The sequence below is a fragment of the Phytobacter diazotrophicus genome (genome assembly GCF_052061655.1).
Classification (GTDB): Bacteria; Pseudomonadota; Gammaproteobacteria; order Enterobacterales; family Enterobacteriaceae; genus Phytobacter; species Phytobacter diazotrophicus.
In genome coordinates this window covers 2,753,211-2,767,337 of sequence record NZ_CM125428.1, presented here as the reverse complement: position 1 = coordinate 2,767,337, position 14,127 = coordinate 2,753,211, and the positions used below count along the sequence as shown (strand labels likewise).

Below are 14,127 nucleotides of genomic sequence, written 5' to 3'. Positions count from 1 at the left end.
GTGTTTTTCAGGACTTGATGATGAAAATTGCCTTACTCGCGGTGCCGGGAAGTATGAAATCGGCCCTCTCGGGGTTGTCTGATATGTTCTGGCTGGCAAATCAGGTGGTAGAGCAAAACCCGGCGCTGCATCATCGCGATACCGGTAATGAACCGGGTTTTAGCACGCAGATCGTTACAGCGGATGGTCATCCCGTCATCGATGCGCAGGGCAGGCGGATTGAAAGTGAAGGATCCTTTGAGAGCGATAAATATTCGCTGATTATTGCCAGCGGTATGCGGCTTGATGAAGAAAAATATCCGCTTTCCAAAGCGGCAATCACCAATGCAGCGCGGTGGGTAAAAGCACAATATCAGCAAGGATGTGCCGTTGCCGGTGCCTGCGCGGGGGGCTTTATTCTTGCAGAAGCCGGGCTGTTAAACGGACGGATGTGCGCGACAACATGGTGGTTATATCACACGTTCCGGGAACGCTATCCGCTGACAAAACCCGTCTGGGGGAAAGCGCTGGTGGAAGACCGGAATATCATCACCACCGGCGGGCCGCTTTCGTGGGTGGATCTGGCGATACATGTTGTCAGGTTGTACGCGGGCGATGAGATGGCAAAACTGACTGCTGATATGGCCGTTGCTGATAGCCAGCCACTCTCACAACATCTCTATGCCCCGGCAGGATTTTTGAATTCGCGCCATCCGTTACTCATTAAAGCCGAACACCTGGTGCGTTTTGAGGATCCATCGATAACGGTCGAGCAGCTTGCCGCATCGCTTAATATGACCACCAGAACGCTCAATCGCAAAATGACAGAACTCACGCAGGAAAGTCCCAAAAGCTTTATTACTCGTGTGCGCATGGAGACGGCGGCTATGCTGCTGGAAAATCGCGGCAAGACGGTTTCACAAGTCGCAACAGAGTGTGGATACAACGATGAAACGGCATTCCGACGCGCATTTAATGCCGTGATGGGCATGTCTCCGGGGATGTACAAAGAGTGGGTGAAAAACCGATCCAGAGACGTGCGCTTAGAAATGACGTGTTAACGGCTCTCTTTTCCCCGCCCGGTCCGGCAAATAAAAAACAGGGCGATAGCGCTTAAAAACGGAAATACCGCCAGTTGCAACCAGGGGTAGATGGCATCGGTTGAGGGCGTTAACGCCCGGTCGAGCTGGCTGCCCAGCAGGAAATTACCCGCCAGCACCGCAATACCGCCGGCGGTTGCCAGTGCACCGTAGTGTGCGCCCAACATGGACGGCGCGGCAAATTGCGGGATCAAATCTTTTGCTGAGGGCACCAGTAACATCTGTCCCATCGTCAGCAGCGTAACAAAACAGGCGGCGGGCAGCAGGCGAAGCCAGGAGTCCGGGGGCGTCGATGCGGCGAACAGAGCGACACTCAGAAATGACGCGGACAATAGCAGAAAGCCGCAGGGCAATATCCGCACCGCGCCAACGCGCCGGGCAAAGCGGGCGAGGGGAAGCTGAAACAGAATGATCAGCCCCGAAGCCAACATAAACAACGGCCCTAAATCCTTCTCGCTGCCGCCGGCGCGGGCAATCTCCACCGGCAATGCCAGGTATAATTGGTTGTAGCTCAATAGCCATGAACTGTAGGCGATAATAAACGCCACAAACCGCGGCTGGCGAAAGGTGGTCCACCACGGCGTAATATGCAGCGTCGTCTGGCGTGGCGGATTGCGCGGCAGGCAAAAATGCAGCACGCCAAGCGCAACGATGAATACCGCAGCCCCCGCCAGAGCGACCTGGCGAAATCCCAGACCGGCCAGCATGGAACCCAGAACAGGGCCGAGCACCGCGCCAAGTTCGCCGCAGACGGCAAAAAGCGCGAACCATTCCGCGCGGTTGCGCTTGCCGCTCGCTTCACTGTCCGTACCCGCCTTTGCCAGCAAGGCTTCTATGGACGGAGAGAAAAGGGCGCCGCCAATGCCTGTCAGACAAGCGCCGAGAATAATCGGCGTGATACTGTCACCCAGTGCCAGCAGCAGATACCCCACCACCCGGATAACACAGCCGCAGAGTATAATGCTGCGGGCGCCGAAGCGGTCGGACAGGGCACCACCAACGATAAACATGCCCTGTTGTGAGAAGGTCCTTAACCCGAGAATCAGGCCGATCATTCCACCGGAAAGCAGCATGTCATCACGAAGAAAGATCGCCAGAAAGGGAACGACAGCGTAAAAACCGATATTGAATACAAACTGGCTGCCCAGTAAAACGGGCGGCCAGAGGTGTGTGGCGGGGCGAAGTAAATGCATTCAGATAGTCTTATTCAGATAAGGTAGTGAATATGCTTCTTGCCATGAAACGCCGATATTTCAATATGCGTTTTCACCCGAAAGACCTCCCAGAGTAACTCTTCGGTCAGAATCTCCTGCGGGGTGCCCGTGGCAATCACCTGGCCTTGTTGCATGACAATCAATGCGTCACAGAACATCGAGGCATGGTTAAGATCGTGAATAGCGACAATACTGGTCACCGGCAGCTCGCTGATGAGTTTCATCAGTTGCATCTGATGATGGATATCCAGGTGATTGGTTGGTTCATCCAACAAGATTTCGCTCGGTACCTGTGCCAGTGCCCTGGCGATGTGCACGCGCTGGCGTTCACCGCCCGATAAACTCAGCCATCCCTGATCGCTTTTTCCGAGCATATCTACCCGTTCAAGCGCCGCATTTACCGTCTCATCATCGTGGGATGTCCAGCCAGAAAAAGCGGAATGGTGCGGAATTCGCCCCAGTTTTACCACGTCGCGAACCCGCATATTGGATTCGGTCATCCCGTGCTGTTCAACGAAGGCAATGCGACGTGCAAGCTGCTTTTTAGGCATCCGGGCGATGTCGTGACCATCGAGCGAAACCGTGCCGGCATGTGGGCGACGTAACCCGGCAAGTATACGCAGCAACGAGGATTTTCCGGAACCGTTGGGGCCAAGTAATCCCACCGTTTGTCCCTGGGAGACAGCCAGTGAGACATTATTGACGATGGTTTTCTTAGCTATCTTCCAGGTAATGTTTTCAGCAGTGATGCTCATCACTTGTTCCTTGAACGATAGATAATGACAGCAAAGAAAGGCACGCCAACCAGCGCGGTGACAACGCCGACCGGCAGGCTCTGCGGTGCGATCAACATTCTGGAGGCGATATCAGCCAGCACCATCAGGATTGCGCCTGCCAGCGCACTGGCAATCAGTAACGTACGGTGAAGCGGGCCGAAGAAAAAGCGCATCATATGCGGCACGACCAGACCGACAAAGCCGATCGATCCCGCCATACTGACAATGGTGGCGGTCATCAGCGCTGTGGCAGTAAAGAGGATCAGGCGAACCGCGGGAACATTGATACCAAGTGACGCTGCGGCATCGTCGCCAAAGGTAAAGGCATCCAGTGCGCGAGAGTAAAAAAGGCATACCGCAAGACCAGCCAGCAGAACGACCAGTATCAGTTGAAACTCCGGCCAGCGAACGCCGCTAAAGCTACCCAGCAGCCAGAACATCACGTCACGCGCCTGTTGTGCGCTGGCGGAGGTACTGATGGTATACGCCGTGATGGCGTTGAAGAGTTGGGATGCCGCTACGCCCGCCAGAATCGTACGCTCATTACCGCCACGTGCGCCGTTGGTGAGAAAGGCGACAAACGCAAAAGCGGCAAAGGCCCCGGCAAACGCACCTGCGGACAGGGAAACTGCGCCAGTACCGATACCAAGCACCACAACCGAGACGGCACCCGTTGATGCGCCTGCCGATACGCCGAGTACATAGGGTTCCGCCAGGGCATTTTTCAGCAGACTTTGCAAAACAGCGCCACACATCGCCAGCCCCGCACCACAACAGGCTGCGACCAACGCACGGCTAAGACGGAAATCCCAGATCACACTTTCATGAATGCGGCTGAGTGGCACGTCGGTGAATCCGGCTTTATTGGTCAGCGCATAAAAGACGCTGCTGAGCGGAATGGACAGTTCGCCGACGCTGACGCCTGTGGCAATCACTACAAAAAGAAGAATCAGCGCCAGCACCGTTGATGTGGTGAGTATCAGGCCCTGGCGGGCCTGTTGTACTGCGGAACTCATCAATTCAGTCCCATTTTTCTGAGCTGTTCGGCAACCTGTTCAGCACCATAGATAGTACGAATTGTCGGGTTCATCGCCTGGCCGTCCATCACGACGATGTGACCTTTTTTTACAGCATCGAGCTGGCTGACGGCCGGATCGCTTTTCAGGAATTTAATTTTTTCTTCGGCGTTATCCAGTGCCCAACGGTTGCGGTCAAGACTGGAGACGACGATGACATCCGGGTTAGCGGCGATAATGCTTTCCCAGCCAACCGTTGGCCATTCGGTTTCAGAGGTAATGGCGTTGTGGCCGCCCAGGACATTCGCAATAAATCCTGACGCGCTATTCTTGCCGCCAACATAGGCGTCAGCAGACGGGGATGAGCTGGAGAACCAGAAGACAAACGAGAGGTCTTTTTTGTTTTTGCTGAACTCGGCACGCAGATCATTTTCACGTTTTTTGAAATCCGCAATCAGCGCATTACCGCGATCTTCTACGTTGAAAATGGTCGCGAAATCCATAATTTCCTGGTAAAGAAAGCTCATATCCCACAGCTTCAGGCGGCTACCGTACATATCGCCAACGCCTTTTTTCGTGGCGCACATCCCCGGCGACATATAGCTGTTGACGCCAACGGTGGTGAGATCTTCACGTTTAGCGACTTTGCTTTCCGGCCCCAGTAACAGAGGGATCTGGGCAGGAACGAAGTCCGGGTTTTGGGCGAGAATAGATTCGAGTGTCGGGATTTCAACAGTCAGGTTTTTGATTTTACTGTTTTTTTCTGCGAGTGATGGCAACACTTTTGTCGGCCAGAATGCGCTGGCAACCACTTTGTCCTCGAGGCCAAGTAACAGAAGGATCTCAACAGTGTTTTGGCCCAGCGCGACGACACGCTCAGGGGCTTTGGTGAATGTTTCTTTGTATCCGCAATTTTCGATGGTGACAGGGTAGGTAGTAGCAAACGCGGAACTGACCGAAGCGAAAACCAATCCTAAAGCACTGATGACCTTTTTCATGTAACGCTATCCTTCATTAGCGGGTTTCCAGGGCAGGAAACGGGTAAAATCGTAAATGAGAATTAATAACAAGGCGCGGTTTTATACAATGCCAGGGAAAGGGTGTCAACGGTAATGGTAATCATTTGTTATTAAGGCATTTTTATGCGTTAAGAATTTGAATTAAAGCGCAAATGAAGTGAAACGTAACGATAAGACCGTGAGAGCAGAAATAGTGGTCGTGAGTGTCGGCCTGGCGCGAAACAGGATCGGCGAAACGTTAGCGAACAAACAGGAACATCGGGATGACACAAGATGTGCTGGCATTACTCATACAGAATGAGCAGAAACTTCATCATGCGAAAACGCGAAGTCAGAAAACGTTGCTGGAGAAATTGCTGCACCGCGATTTTTTTGAAATTGGCCGTTCGGGTCAGCGGTACGACAGAGAACATGTCATCCGTGCGTTAGCCATGGAAACCGATGATCAGAAAATCCAGTCCGATGATTTTGCGTTATCTGTGGTGGATGACGCGTGCGTGTTATTGACGTACCGAAGTTTTACGGTTGATGAGCAAGGCCGCATCGGTCGACAGACATTGCGAACATCGTTGTGGGTGAAGCGCACAAGCGAAACAACGGACTGGCAGATGCGATTTCATCAGGGAACGCCAACAGATGAAAACAGTGGCAAAGTCGGCAGTGAAGAATGATAAAGGTCAGCGCGATGGCGCCGACGAACACGCATTCAAGGGCGACAAATGACCAGAACAAGGATAAGGATGACCAAACAAAGCCGGATTCTACGGCACCTTACCTTAGTGCGCATAATGTATATTATGTTAAATTTAAACCGTCGTTCATTTAGTTCATAACCGCCCACAGAATACGATTAATCATACATTTACCCATCCCTCTATCTTCTTCTTGCAGAACGTTATGTTTGTCGGTTACTTTGTTCATACGCATACTATTTACAAGGTTAAATGCCGCGTGTTCATACTCACACAACTCAATATCAACCAACGGCAGCGTTTATGGGCACTGATGGATACTCACACGCGCCAGCCACTTTTATATCCGTTAATATATCTTATAGACCATCTTGCTTTGCGTTCATCAGCCACGCAATCCGCTTCACTTCAGGCGCTCAAGTTTTTCTAAGAATTCTGGCACCAGAAACATGGCGTGACTTTTTGCTTCAGTTTCTATTCCTCGAACCACAATCCATTGATTGCCATTGATGAACTTACAGCCTTTTTTCATTATCTGGAAAATACGCATTATATGTACCAGCGTTAACCATAAGGTCTACTACGCAGACCACGCCTCAACGTCGTACAAATATCAGGCATGTACATTCGGTTATTCGTTTTATCAGATATTTGATTAACACGTATATCTCGCCGAGATATATAGATGGCTCGCCTAAAGAGCTCACACGACTTCCCACGCAGTTAACGGGACGATTATCGATACATAAAGCAGAATTCCGTACTCTTACCCATTCTCGTCTGACCTGCCCCCAGTATTAGATACAACGATCAGTTAGTAATGTCGGTTTGTTTACCTTCTAATTTTCCATTTCTCCAGCTTGCTGCAAATTCAGCCGGTGAATCGCCACGGATAATCTAGACACTTCCGAGCCGTTGATAATACTGGTTTTCATATTCTGTCGGTGACATCTGTTCGCTAGAACCATGCCGACGCTTACTGTTATAAAACATTTCGATGTAATCAAAAATATCACTGCGGGCTTCTTCCCGCGTTCCGTAGATCTTTTTCTTTATCCGTTCACGTTTCAACAACTGGAAAAAACTTTCTGCAACCGCATTATCATGGCAGTTACCGCGACGGCTCATGCTACCCTCCAGGCCGTGTGATTTCAGGAACGACTGCCACTCATGGCTTGTGTACTGACTGCCCTGATCCGAATGAACCAGCACCTGTTTTTCGGGATTACGCCGCCATACAGCCATCAGCAGTGCGTTCAGGACAATGTCCTTTGTCATCCGGGATTGCATGGACCAGCCGATAATTTTGCGTGAGAACAGATCAACAACAACGGCAAGATACAGCCAGCCTTCGTGGGTCCTGATGTAGGTTATGTCCGTTACCCAACGCTCATCAGGAGCATCCGGATTGAACTGTCGCTGGAGCCTGTTGGGTGACACGATACTGGCCTCGCCTTTACGTGCCCGCGGGCTTCGGTATCCGACCTGAGCCTTTATTCCGACACGTTTCATCAGTCTCCAGACTCTGTTTACTCCGCACTGTTGCCCGCTGTCACGCAGATCCAGATGGATTTTGCGATAACCATAGACGCATCCCGACTCCAGCCAGAACTGTTTAATCTGTCCTGTCAGTCTCAGGTCTGCCTGATGGCGTTGTGAATGCGGCTGCTGAAGCCAGGCGTAAAAACCACTGGGATGAACATCCAGCACCCGACAGAGCAGGCGAACAGGCCAGCAACAGGAGTTGTCACGGATAAAGGCGTACCTCAGTCGGACAGCTTTGCGAAGTACGCCGCGGCTTTTTTTAATATGTCCCGTTCGTCGGTAACCCGTTTCAGCTCTTTCTGGAGACGGCGGATCTCGGCCTGAGCATCTGACTGTTCTTTATTAGTGGAAGAATCCGGACCGTACTTCTTTATCCAGGCATAAAGGCTGTGGGTGGTGATATCGAGACGTGTTGCAACGCTGGCAACAGAATAACCGCGATCAACAACCTGTTTGACTGCTTCAGTTTTAAACTCTTCGGGATAACGCTTACCGCTCATGGGCACCTCTCTTTAAGCCATCTTAAATGACTCTGAGGTGTCTGTTAAACCCGTGGCGATTCAGATTTAACTAAAGCGCACTCTGTTCTACTGCTACTACGTTAACCGCCTGCATTGCATGTACGAAACCTCAGCCTGTATGGCGAAGCTGATTCGATTTACACTCTCACCCTGGTCAACAGTTACTTTGCCCAGTCTTCCAGAATCAGACCCGGCACCCGCTCAAACTCCCGCGTATTATTTGTTACCAGCACGACGCCAGCGGCAATAGCATGCCCGGCAATCGCGGTATCGTTCGGACCAATCGGCGTACCAGCCAACGCCAGCGCAAGCTTTATTTGCGTAGTGGCATCCACTGCCGCCCGGTCCCAGGCTAGCACGGCATCAAGGCGAGCACAGAACGCATCAACCAGCTTCGCATGATGCGGCGACGCCTTTTTACCGATCGCGCCGAAGCGCATTTCCGCATAGGTGATAGCCGATACTACGATTCGATTGTTGCGCAACACTGCCTGCTCCAGACGCTTAATAACGCTTTCCGGATGCTCGCGCATAATGAATGAGCAAATATTAGTGTCGAGCATAAAGGTTTTCTTCATAGATCAAAGCGTCCCTCATCACTGACCACTTCTTCACGTTCTGCCATAAAATCCGGGTCGGCTTTTTCTAATTGCGCGAAAGAACTCCACGTCGGTCGCACCGGGCGCAGGATGATGCAGTCCCCTTCCCTGATGATCTCCAGTTCGCTCACTCCTTCGAAATCCAGATCGCGAGGCAGACGGATGGCACGGTTGTTGCCGTTTTTGAAGATGGATACGGTTCGCATGACGTCCTCCTGATTATATGGTTTTATGGCATGTGTACATATGCAAAGTATATGCAGATGCCTTACATATGTATACTTCATGCTCAACATAATTGAAATCGACCAGTTACACCCCAAAACAGGGTCTGCCGTACCAGACTGTGACGGCTAAGTCGTTTATTTACTGGATCCTCTTCTCTTTTTGTCATCCGGAACAAATTTACGTTATGTTGACGGAATGTTTCCTTCATCCGTCCTCATAATGTTTGATACGCACGATGAAATTTAACGCCTTCATGCGCCTCGGGCCCGCATTCTTCCTTTTACAAACCGCAACGACCTTCAGCCTGTTGGCTGGGCATGTATTCCGTCTGGCTCTGGCATGGTGGTGCTTAAAGGAAACCCATTCAGCGGTCGCCTTCTCATCACTGATCGCGTTTTCCGTTGCCGCCGAGATTTACCTGAAGCCTTTTCTCGCCTCATTCGGCGATCGGTTTCACCGCATAAAGTTTATTAACGGCTGTCAGCTCGCGGTTTTCGTCATCATGATGCTGTTTTCTCTTTCCTGTTCGGTGGGACAATTCCACCTTGTTTTACTGACCGCAGGCCTCATCGCGATGAGCGCGGTGGCATCAGTCAGAGAGCCCACGATCATGGGGCTGATCCCCGATCTGGTCGATGACGGTCATGTTTCACGCGCCATATCCAGCCGCTCGGCCATCAATTCCGTGATTATGCTCACCGGGCCGGTGCTGGCCGCCTCGCTAATCGCGTTGTTTTCTATTGGCCTGGCGCTTTATGCCGCCGCGTTACTGCAAGGATTATCGTGCCTGGCCTGCGTTCTGCTTGCGAAACGGCCTGTGTGCGTGCATTCGCCACACGCAGGTGAAAGCTGGTTCAGCAAAACGAAAGGCGGATTTGTCGCTATCTACCGTGTCAAATCAGAGTTTCACATCGCCTTAATTTCCGCGCTCATCAATTTTACGATGTTCCCCTTCTTTTCTGTGACCATTCCGTTTTGGATGAGCACGGAGTTGCACCTGCCCGCCTCGTACCTTGGTGCATTTGAATTTTCCTTCGCCATCGGATTACTGGCCGGCAGTCTCTACCTTAATGCGGCAATAACCCGAAACGTTGGACGTTTCTGGAATGTCGTTATCGGGTTTATTTTGTTGGGTGGGAGCGTCCCGGCTATTGTGCTGGTCCCGGATATCAACATCTCGATTGCGCTGGCCTTCTTCTGTGGCCTGGCGTTCAACTTAATCAATGTGAATCTCAGCACCCTGAGATCAACCGCCACCCCCGGACATTATCGGACACGGATGGCGGCCATGTCGGCGTTTCTCTCGAGTCTGGTCAACCCTTTCGGCGTCCTGATAGCAGGCGGGTTTATTCACTGGCTGGGTGTGAGTGTGTTCACGCTCTTTTCAGGGCTTGCCGTGTTAATGATAGCCCCACTGCTTCTCTGTTCATGGCATCTTAAGAGGGCGCTGTCCCTTGAAGAGGGTGAGATGAAAGGCTATTACGAAAAAACCTACCCGAAGGCCTTCACCAAAGAGGGATAAGAAACACAGTCCTCAGTCCGTTTACGCGTCAGGCGCAACCGGACTGAGTCTGGATGTAAATGGACTTGCTGAGCGTTTAACCGCGCCCGACAAACGGCATTTTAGTCGCCATCACGGTGATAAACTGCACATTGGTATCAAGCGGAACGCTGGCCATGTAGACCACGCTATTAGCGACCTGCGACACATCCATCATCGCTTCCACCGCCAGTTCGCCATTGGCCTGCTTCACGCCTTTAGACATCCGCTGCGATAGTTCCGTATACGCATTACCAATATCAATCTGCCCACAGGCGATATCGTACTTTCTGCCATCGAGCGAAATGCTCTTCGTCAGCCCGGTCACGCCATGCTTGGTTGCCGTATAGGCTGCCGAATCAGGACGCGGCGCGTGCGCCGAAACAGACCCATTGTTAATGATACGGCCCCCCTGCGGAGTTTGTTCCTTCATCAGGCGGAATGCGCCCTGAGCACAAAGGAACATTCCGGTCAGATTGACATTTACCACGGCGGACCACTTCTCATAGCTCAGCTCTTCAAAGGGGATACCGGGAAAATTGGTTCCGGCATTATTAAACAACACATCAAGGCGCCCGAGCTTATCCTTGATCCGCGCAAATAGCGCATTGACCGATTCGGGGTCGGTTACATCAGTCGGTACGACCATGGTCTGGCCGCCGTCACTGCTATCTTCCATCGCGGCAACTGTCTCCAGCAGCGGATCCAGACGACGGCCAGCGAGAACAACAAAATAGCCGGCACGGAACAGCGCCAGCGCCGTTGCCCTGCCAATCCCTGTGCCCGCGCCGGTGACCAGGGCAATCTTTCTTGAGGTGATCATCACTGCTTCCTTTATTTAATAGTTTGATAAACAGAATAATAGCAGTCCTGCTCAACGGGTCAGACTGTTCTCGGGACGCTGTCCGGAAAGCGCCTGGGCAAGACTCGCCAGCACCATTTCCCCCATCGCGGTACGCGTCTCCACCGTGGCACTGGCGCGATGCGCCTGCAACACAACGCTGTCCAGGCCAAAAAGCACCTCAGGAACATTCGGTTCATCAACGAAAACATCCAGCCCCGCACCGCTGATGCGTCCTTCGGTTAACGCCGCGACCAGATCAGGTTCATTGACCAGTTTTCCGCGAGCGATGTTCACGAGGAAACCATTCTGCCCCAGCGCATCAAGGACGGCGGCATTAATAATGCCTTCCGCTTTGTCCGCAGAAGCGGAAAGGATTAGCGCGTCGCTCTGGCGGGCCAGTTCCTGAAGGTCAGCAATAAACGGGTAATCAAGGTCTTGCATGGCATGCAGGTCGGTATAGCTGATCGGGCATCCGAATGCCGATGCGCGGGTGGCAATGGCCCGCCCTACCCGGCCCATTCCGACAATGCCGACCCGCATACCGCTGAAACGGCGGGAAAGCGGTATGGAACCCGGATGTGGATTTTTCGCCCACAGGCCATTACGCACCACGCGGTCGCCGGAACAGATACCGCGACAGGTCGCGATCAGCAGGCCAATGGCAAGGTCAGCCACATCTTCTGTCAGCGCGCCAAGCGTGGCGGTAACATGAATTCCACGTTTGCGGGCGTAGTCCAGATCGACCGCATCCACACCAACGCCATTAATAGCGACCACTTCAAGCGCGGGCAGTTTTTCCATCAGCGCATTGCTAATACCCGTATGACCACCGGAGACAACGCCACGAATGCTATTACCGTGTTCTTTAATAAAGGCCTCTTTATCGTCGATCTCAAAGTAACGATACACGGTATAGAGGGCGTTCAATTTCTCGCTAATCGCGGGAATTAAAATAGGGTTTAACTGTAAAATACTGGGTTTCATAACATCAGATCCATAGTTGCGCCAATCAATGGCTGGCGTGTTAGTTGTTATTACCTGCGCACTGCCGAATTTATGGCAGGTCTCTTTCAAGTATTTCAATGGCGATATTTTGCGGTCCGCGAATAAAGCACCCGCGCACACCGGGACGAAGCGTTTTTGGCTCCTGAGTAAATACCACGCCGCGTTTTTTTAATTCGGCGGCCACGTCATCGAGGTTGTCGACCGTCAGGCCAAAATGGTCCAGCCCCTGGTATGGCGGCAGTGGCGCTGGCGCAACACCATCGCCTTCAGTCACTGGCGCGATAAAAATATCGATTCCGGCAAGGCGAATATCCACTTTACCTGGCTTACGGATAATTTCGGCATCTAAGCAACGTTCAAACCATGACGCGGTCAATTCCGGGTCCGGGCTGCGCAGTTGTAAATGGTCCCATTTAAACTTAATCACTTCTCTCTCCCTCGTAATAATTCCAGCCTGACCCCATGACATTGTGAATCTTTAATGACGCAGGCTGGATAAATCAGTACACAATCGTTGTGGCATTTAACGTGCTATTCCGCTAATCGCGTTAATCCATTTCAATTCGGGATAATGGTCCGAGAAGGAATGAATAGGCGAATGCGCCAATCAAACACATAATCCCCATCATATTGAGCGCCCAAAAAAACTGACCCGTCGCATGCAGAATATAACCAATCATGATCGGCGTGGTGACGCCAGCAATATTAGCGGCAAGGCTGGTGATGCTGCTGGTTAACCCAATATATTGCCGTGGTGCAATTTCCGACACAGCAGCCCAGGATGACGACCCTACCCCCTGCGCAAAGAAAGAGACGGTTAAAATAGCGATAATCAACTCATTCGAGGTGACGAAATTAACCAGTAATATAGAAGACCCCAGCAGCGTACCGATGATCAACGGCGCTTTGCGCGCTGCTGACATAGAATAACCACGGCGAATGAAATAATCAGAGAAGAAACCCGCTAACAGAATCCCTGCGGTTGCGCCGAGAAATGGCAACGCCTGGAAAATCCCCACCTTAATCATCGTCATCTGACGCTCTTCGACGAGATAAGTCATAAACCAGGTGGTGAAAAATACCAGGATGGCATTATTGCAGAATTTACCCAGACAAATCGCCAGAATTTGACGGTGTTTCAACAAGCGCAGCGCATTTTTCCAGTCAAAACGGTCACGTTCTTTTTTACCGACAAGGCCGCCGCCCTCACGAATATGCTTCAGTTCTGCCGCATTTGCCGAGCGATGATTGAGCGGATCACGGTACCAGAAGTACCACAGAATACCGAAAAGCACGCCAGCACCACCGGTCAGATAAAAGGCTGAACGCCAGCCAAAACCATTCGCCATCCATAAAATCAGACCGGTGAATAAGGGGGTACCGATGTATTGCCCCATAACATATACGCTGGTCGCAAATCCCCTTTCGCTGGTGGGAAACCACATGGTGACCGCGCGTGCGTTAGAGGGAAAAGCCGGAGCTTCAAGGGCTCCAATCGCCAGTCGTGAACCGAATAGCATATTAAATCCGCTTGCCAGCCCTTGCGTCATGGTCGCCAGCGACCAGGTAATCAGCGAAAAAGCGTAAGCAATACGGGAGCCTAGCACGTCGGCAATAATACCACCGGGGATAAGCGCAAAGGCATATGTCAGGCCAAATGCCGCGAATATCTGTCCCATCTGAACTTTATCGAGAGTCAGATCTTTACTGATAAACGGGGCCAGAATACCAATACACGATCTGTCGACAAAATTAAGGATTGTCGCAAACAAAATAAGGCCCAGCATGTAATATCGAATGCGTGTTGCCTTTCGCGGTGTTGCTATGTCGGCCTCTCTTGCTGCCTCGGCAAGCTCTTGTTGTTGCACATGGTTCATATTTTTGTCCTTCATGGATTTGTAGGTGTTCTTTTATTTACCGCCCTGCAATTTCAGAGAGGTAATAATTATGGGTAAGTGTTCTTGCCGACAAAAATGTGCGGTAGTCGTTATAATTAATGCTTTATATTTACCGTCATTCATTTTGTCGTTTTTATCATTGAGTACTTAT

Annotated in this window: 14 protein-coding genes and 1 pseudogene; 4 read left to right on the top strand and 11 right to left on the bottom strand. The window is 51.5% G+C overall.

Annotation, left to right across the window (positions count from 1 at the left end):
* Positions 1 to 17: 17 nt before the first annotated feature.
* On the top strand, positions 18 to 1,040 hold the full coding sequence (locus ACS0RQ_RS13565) for a GlxA family transcriptional regulator (protein WP_334312456.1): 1,023 nt from the start codon (positions 18 to 20) through the stop codon (positions 1,038 to 1,040).
* On the opposite strand, the gene ACS0RQ_RS13560 is transcribed toward ACS0RQ_RS13565, so the two are convergent.
* The 4 genes from ACS0RQ_RS13560 to eitA are packed head-to-tail and all read right to left on the bottom strand — an operon-like array spanning position 1,037 to position 5,083.
* Positions 1,037 to 2,272 carry an MDR family MFS transporter gene (locus ACS0RQ_RS13560; protein ID WP_271851533.1) on the bottom strand — a complete coding sequence of 412 codons (1,236 nt, stop codon included), beginning with the start codon at positions 2,270 to 2,272 and terminating at the stop codon, positions 1,037 to 1,039. The genes ACS0RQ_RS13565 and ACS0RQ_RS13560 overlap by 4 nt on opposite strands.
* A 14-nt stretch (positions 2,273 to 2,286) precedes the next feature.
* Positions 2,287 to 3,048: a siderophore ABC transporter ATP-binding protein EitC gene (eitC, locus tag ACS0RQ_RS13555; protein ID WP_039079017.1), complete on the bottom strand. Its 762-nt coding sequence runs from the start codon at positions 3,046 to 3,048 to the stop codon at positions 2,287 to 2,289.
* Positions 3,048 to 4,085, bottom strand: coding sequence for a FecCD family ABC transporter permease (locus ACS0RQ_RS13550; protein ID WP_271851532.1), 1,038 nt, complete (start codon positions 4,083 to 4,085; stop codon positions 3,048 to 3,050). Before ACS0RQ_RS13550 ends, eitC begins: the two co-directional genes overlap by 1 nt.
* Complete coding sequence (gene eitA / locus ACS0RQ_RS13545) at positions 4,085 to 5,083, bottom strand: siderophore ABC transporter substrate-binding protein EitA (RefSeq protein WP_271851531.1); 999 nt, start codon at positions 5,081 to 5,083, stop codon at positions 4,085 to 4,087. The genes ACS0RQ_RS13550 and eitA overlap by 1 nt, the downstream gene beginning before the upstream one ends.
* Positions 5,084 to 5,367: 284 nt before the next feature.
* Between eitA and ACS0RQ_RS13540 the strand changes: the two genes are divergently transcribed.
* Together ACS0RQ_RS13540 and ACS0RQ_RS13535 are read left to right on the top strand one after the other, a co-directional pair.
* The gene (locus ACS0RQ_RS13540; RefSeq protein ID WP_271851529.1) at positions 5,368 to 5,775 is read left to right on the top strand and encodes a nuclear transport factor 2 family protein; all 408 of its coding nucleotides are present in this window, start codon (positions 5,368 to 5,370) and stop codon (positions 5,773 to 5,775) included.
* Positions 5,776 to 6,055: 280 nt separating this feature from the next.
* Positions 6,056 to 6,576, top strand: a pseudogene (locus ACS0RQ_RS13535) (integrase); the annotation flags it as partial.
* A 117-nt stretch (positions 6,577 to 6,693) separates the two neighbouring features.
* On the opposite strand, the gene ACS0RQ_RS13530 reads toward ACS0RQ_RS13535, so the two are convergent.
* From ACS0RQ_RS13530 to vapB, 3 genes are all read right to left on the bottom strand, one after another.
* Positions 6,694 to 7,841, bottom strand: a protein-coding gene (locus ACS0RQ_RS13530) for an IS3 family transposase (RefSeq protein ID WP_085949497.1) whose coding sequence is annotated in 2 segments (ribosomal slippage) — positions 6,694 to 7,604 and positions 7,604 to 7,841 — 1,149 coding nt in all. Because the reading frame shifts where the segments join, the coding sequence is not laid out codon by codon here.
* A 182-nt stretch (positions 7,842 to 8,023) separates the two neighbouring features.
* Entirely contained in the window at positions 8,024 to 8,440 is a 417-nt protein-coding gene (locus ACS0RQ_RS13525) for a PIN domain-containing protein (protein WP_071194208.1), read from the bottom strand.
* Complete coding sequence (gene vapB / locus ACS0RQ_RS13520) at positions 8,437 to 8,667, bottom strand: type II toxin-antitoxin system VapB family antitoxin (RefSeq protein WP_271851413.1); 231 nt, start codon at positions 8,665 to 8,667, stop codon at positions 8,437 to 8,439. Before vapB ends, ACS0RQ_RS13525 begins: the two co-directional genes overlap by 4 nt.
* Positions 8,668 to 8,924: 257 nt before the next feature.
* Between vapB and ACS0RQ_RS13515 the strand changes: the two genes are divergently transcribed.
* Entirely contained in the window at positions 8,925 to 10,211 is a 1,287-nt protein-coding gene (locus tag ACS0RQ_RS13515) for an MFS transporter (protein WP_271851412.1), read from the top strand.
* Between the two features lie 76 nt (positions 10,212 to 10,287).
* Here ACS0RQ_RS13515 and ACS0RQ_RS13510 read toward each other — a convergent pair whose 3' ends face one another.
* The 4 genes from ACS0RQ_RS13510 to ACS0RQ_RS13495 all read right to left on the bottom strand — a co-directional run bounded on the left by ACS0RQ_RS13510 (position 10,288) and on the right by ACS0RQ_RS13495 (position 13,955).
* On the bottom strand, positions 10,288 to 11,052 hold the full coding sequence (locus ACS0RQ_RS13510; protein ID WP_071194210.1) for an SDR family oxidoreductase: 765 nt from the start codon (positions 11,050 to 11,052) through the stop codon (positions 10,288 to 10,290).
* Positions 11,053 to 11,103: 51 nt separating this feature from the next.
* On the bottom strand, positions 11,104 to 12,057 hold the full coding sequence (locus tag ACS0RQ_RS13505) for a 2-hydroxyacid dehydrogenase (RefSeq protein WP_271851411.1): 954 nt from the start codon (positions 12,055 to 12,057) through the stop codon (positions 11,104 to 11,106).
* A gap of 70 nt (positions 12,058 to 12,127) precedes the next feature.
* Entirely contained in the window at positions 12,128 to 12,505 is a 378-nt protein-coding gene (locus ACS0RQ_RS13500) for a VOC family protein (RefSeq protein ID WP_108701294.1), read from the bottom strand.
* A gap of 121 nt (positions 12,506 to 12,626) precedes the next feature.
* Positions 12,627 to 13,955 (bottom strand): MFS transporter, encoded by a 1,329-nt coding sequence (locus ACS0RQ_RS13495; protein WP_039079006.1) that lies wholly within the window; start codon positions 13,953 to 13,955, stop codon positions 12,627 to 12,629.
* Between the last annotated feature and the right edge of the window lie 172 nt (positions 13,956 to 14,127).

What these genes read in the sequence shown, in the direction of transcription:
- ACS0RQ_RS13515 (WP_271851412.1), top strand. Translation starts at nt 8,925, where the DNA reads ATGAAATTTAACGCCTTCATGCGCCTCGGGCCCGCATTCTTCCTTTTA.
- ACS0RQ_RS13510 (WP_071194210.1), bottom strand. Translation starts at nt 11,052, where the DNA reads ATGATCACCTCAAGAAAGATTGCCCTGGTCACCGGCGCGGGCACAGGG.
- eitA (WP_271851531.1), bottom strand. Translation starts at nt 5,083, where the DNA reads ATGAAAAAGGTCATCAGTGCTTTAGGATTGGTTTTCGCTTCGGTCAGT.
- vapB (WP_271851413.1), bottom strand. Translation starts at nt 8,667, where the DNA reads ATGCGAACCGTATCCATCTTCAAAAACGGCAACAACCGTGCCATCCGT.
- ACS0RQ_RS13495 (WP_039079006.1), bottom strand. Translation starts at nt 13,955, where the DNA reads ATGAACCATGTGCAACAACAAGAGCTTGCCGAGGCAGCAAGAGAGGCC.
- ACS0RQ_RS13525 (WP_071194208.1), bottom strand. Translation starts at nt 8,440, where the DNA reads ATGAAGAAAACCTTTATGCTCGACACTAATATTTGCTCATTCATTATG.
- ACS0RQ_RS13565 (WP_334312456.1), top strand. Translation starts at nt 18, where the DNA reads ATGATGAAAATTGCCTTACTCGCGGTGCCGGGAAGTATGAAATCGGCC.
- ACS0RQ_RS13505 (WP_271851411.1), bottom strand. Translation starts at nt 12,057, where the DNA reads ATGAAACCCAGTATTTTACAGTTAAACCCTATTTTAATTCCCGCGATT.
- ACS0RQ_RS13560 (WP_271851533.1), bottom strand. Translation starts at nt 2,272, where the DNA reads ATGCATTTACTTCGCCCCGCCACACACCTCTGGCCGCCCGTTTTACTG.
- eitC (WP_039079017.1), bottom strand. Translation starts at nt 3,048, where the DNA reads ATGAGCATCACTGCTGAAAACATTACCTGGAAGATAGCTAAGAAAACC.
- ACS0RQ_RS13550 (WP_271851532.1), bottom strand. Translation starts at nt 4,085, where the DNA reads ATGAGTTCCGCAGTACAACAGGCCCGCCAGGGCCTGATACTCACCACA.
- ACS0RQ_RS13540 (WP_271851529.1), top strand. Translation starts at nt 5,368, where the DNA reads ATGACACAAGATGTGCTGGCATTACTCATACAGAATGAGCAGAAACTT.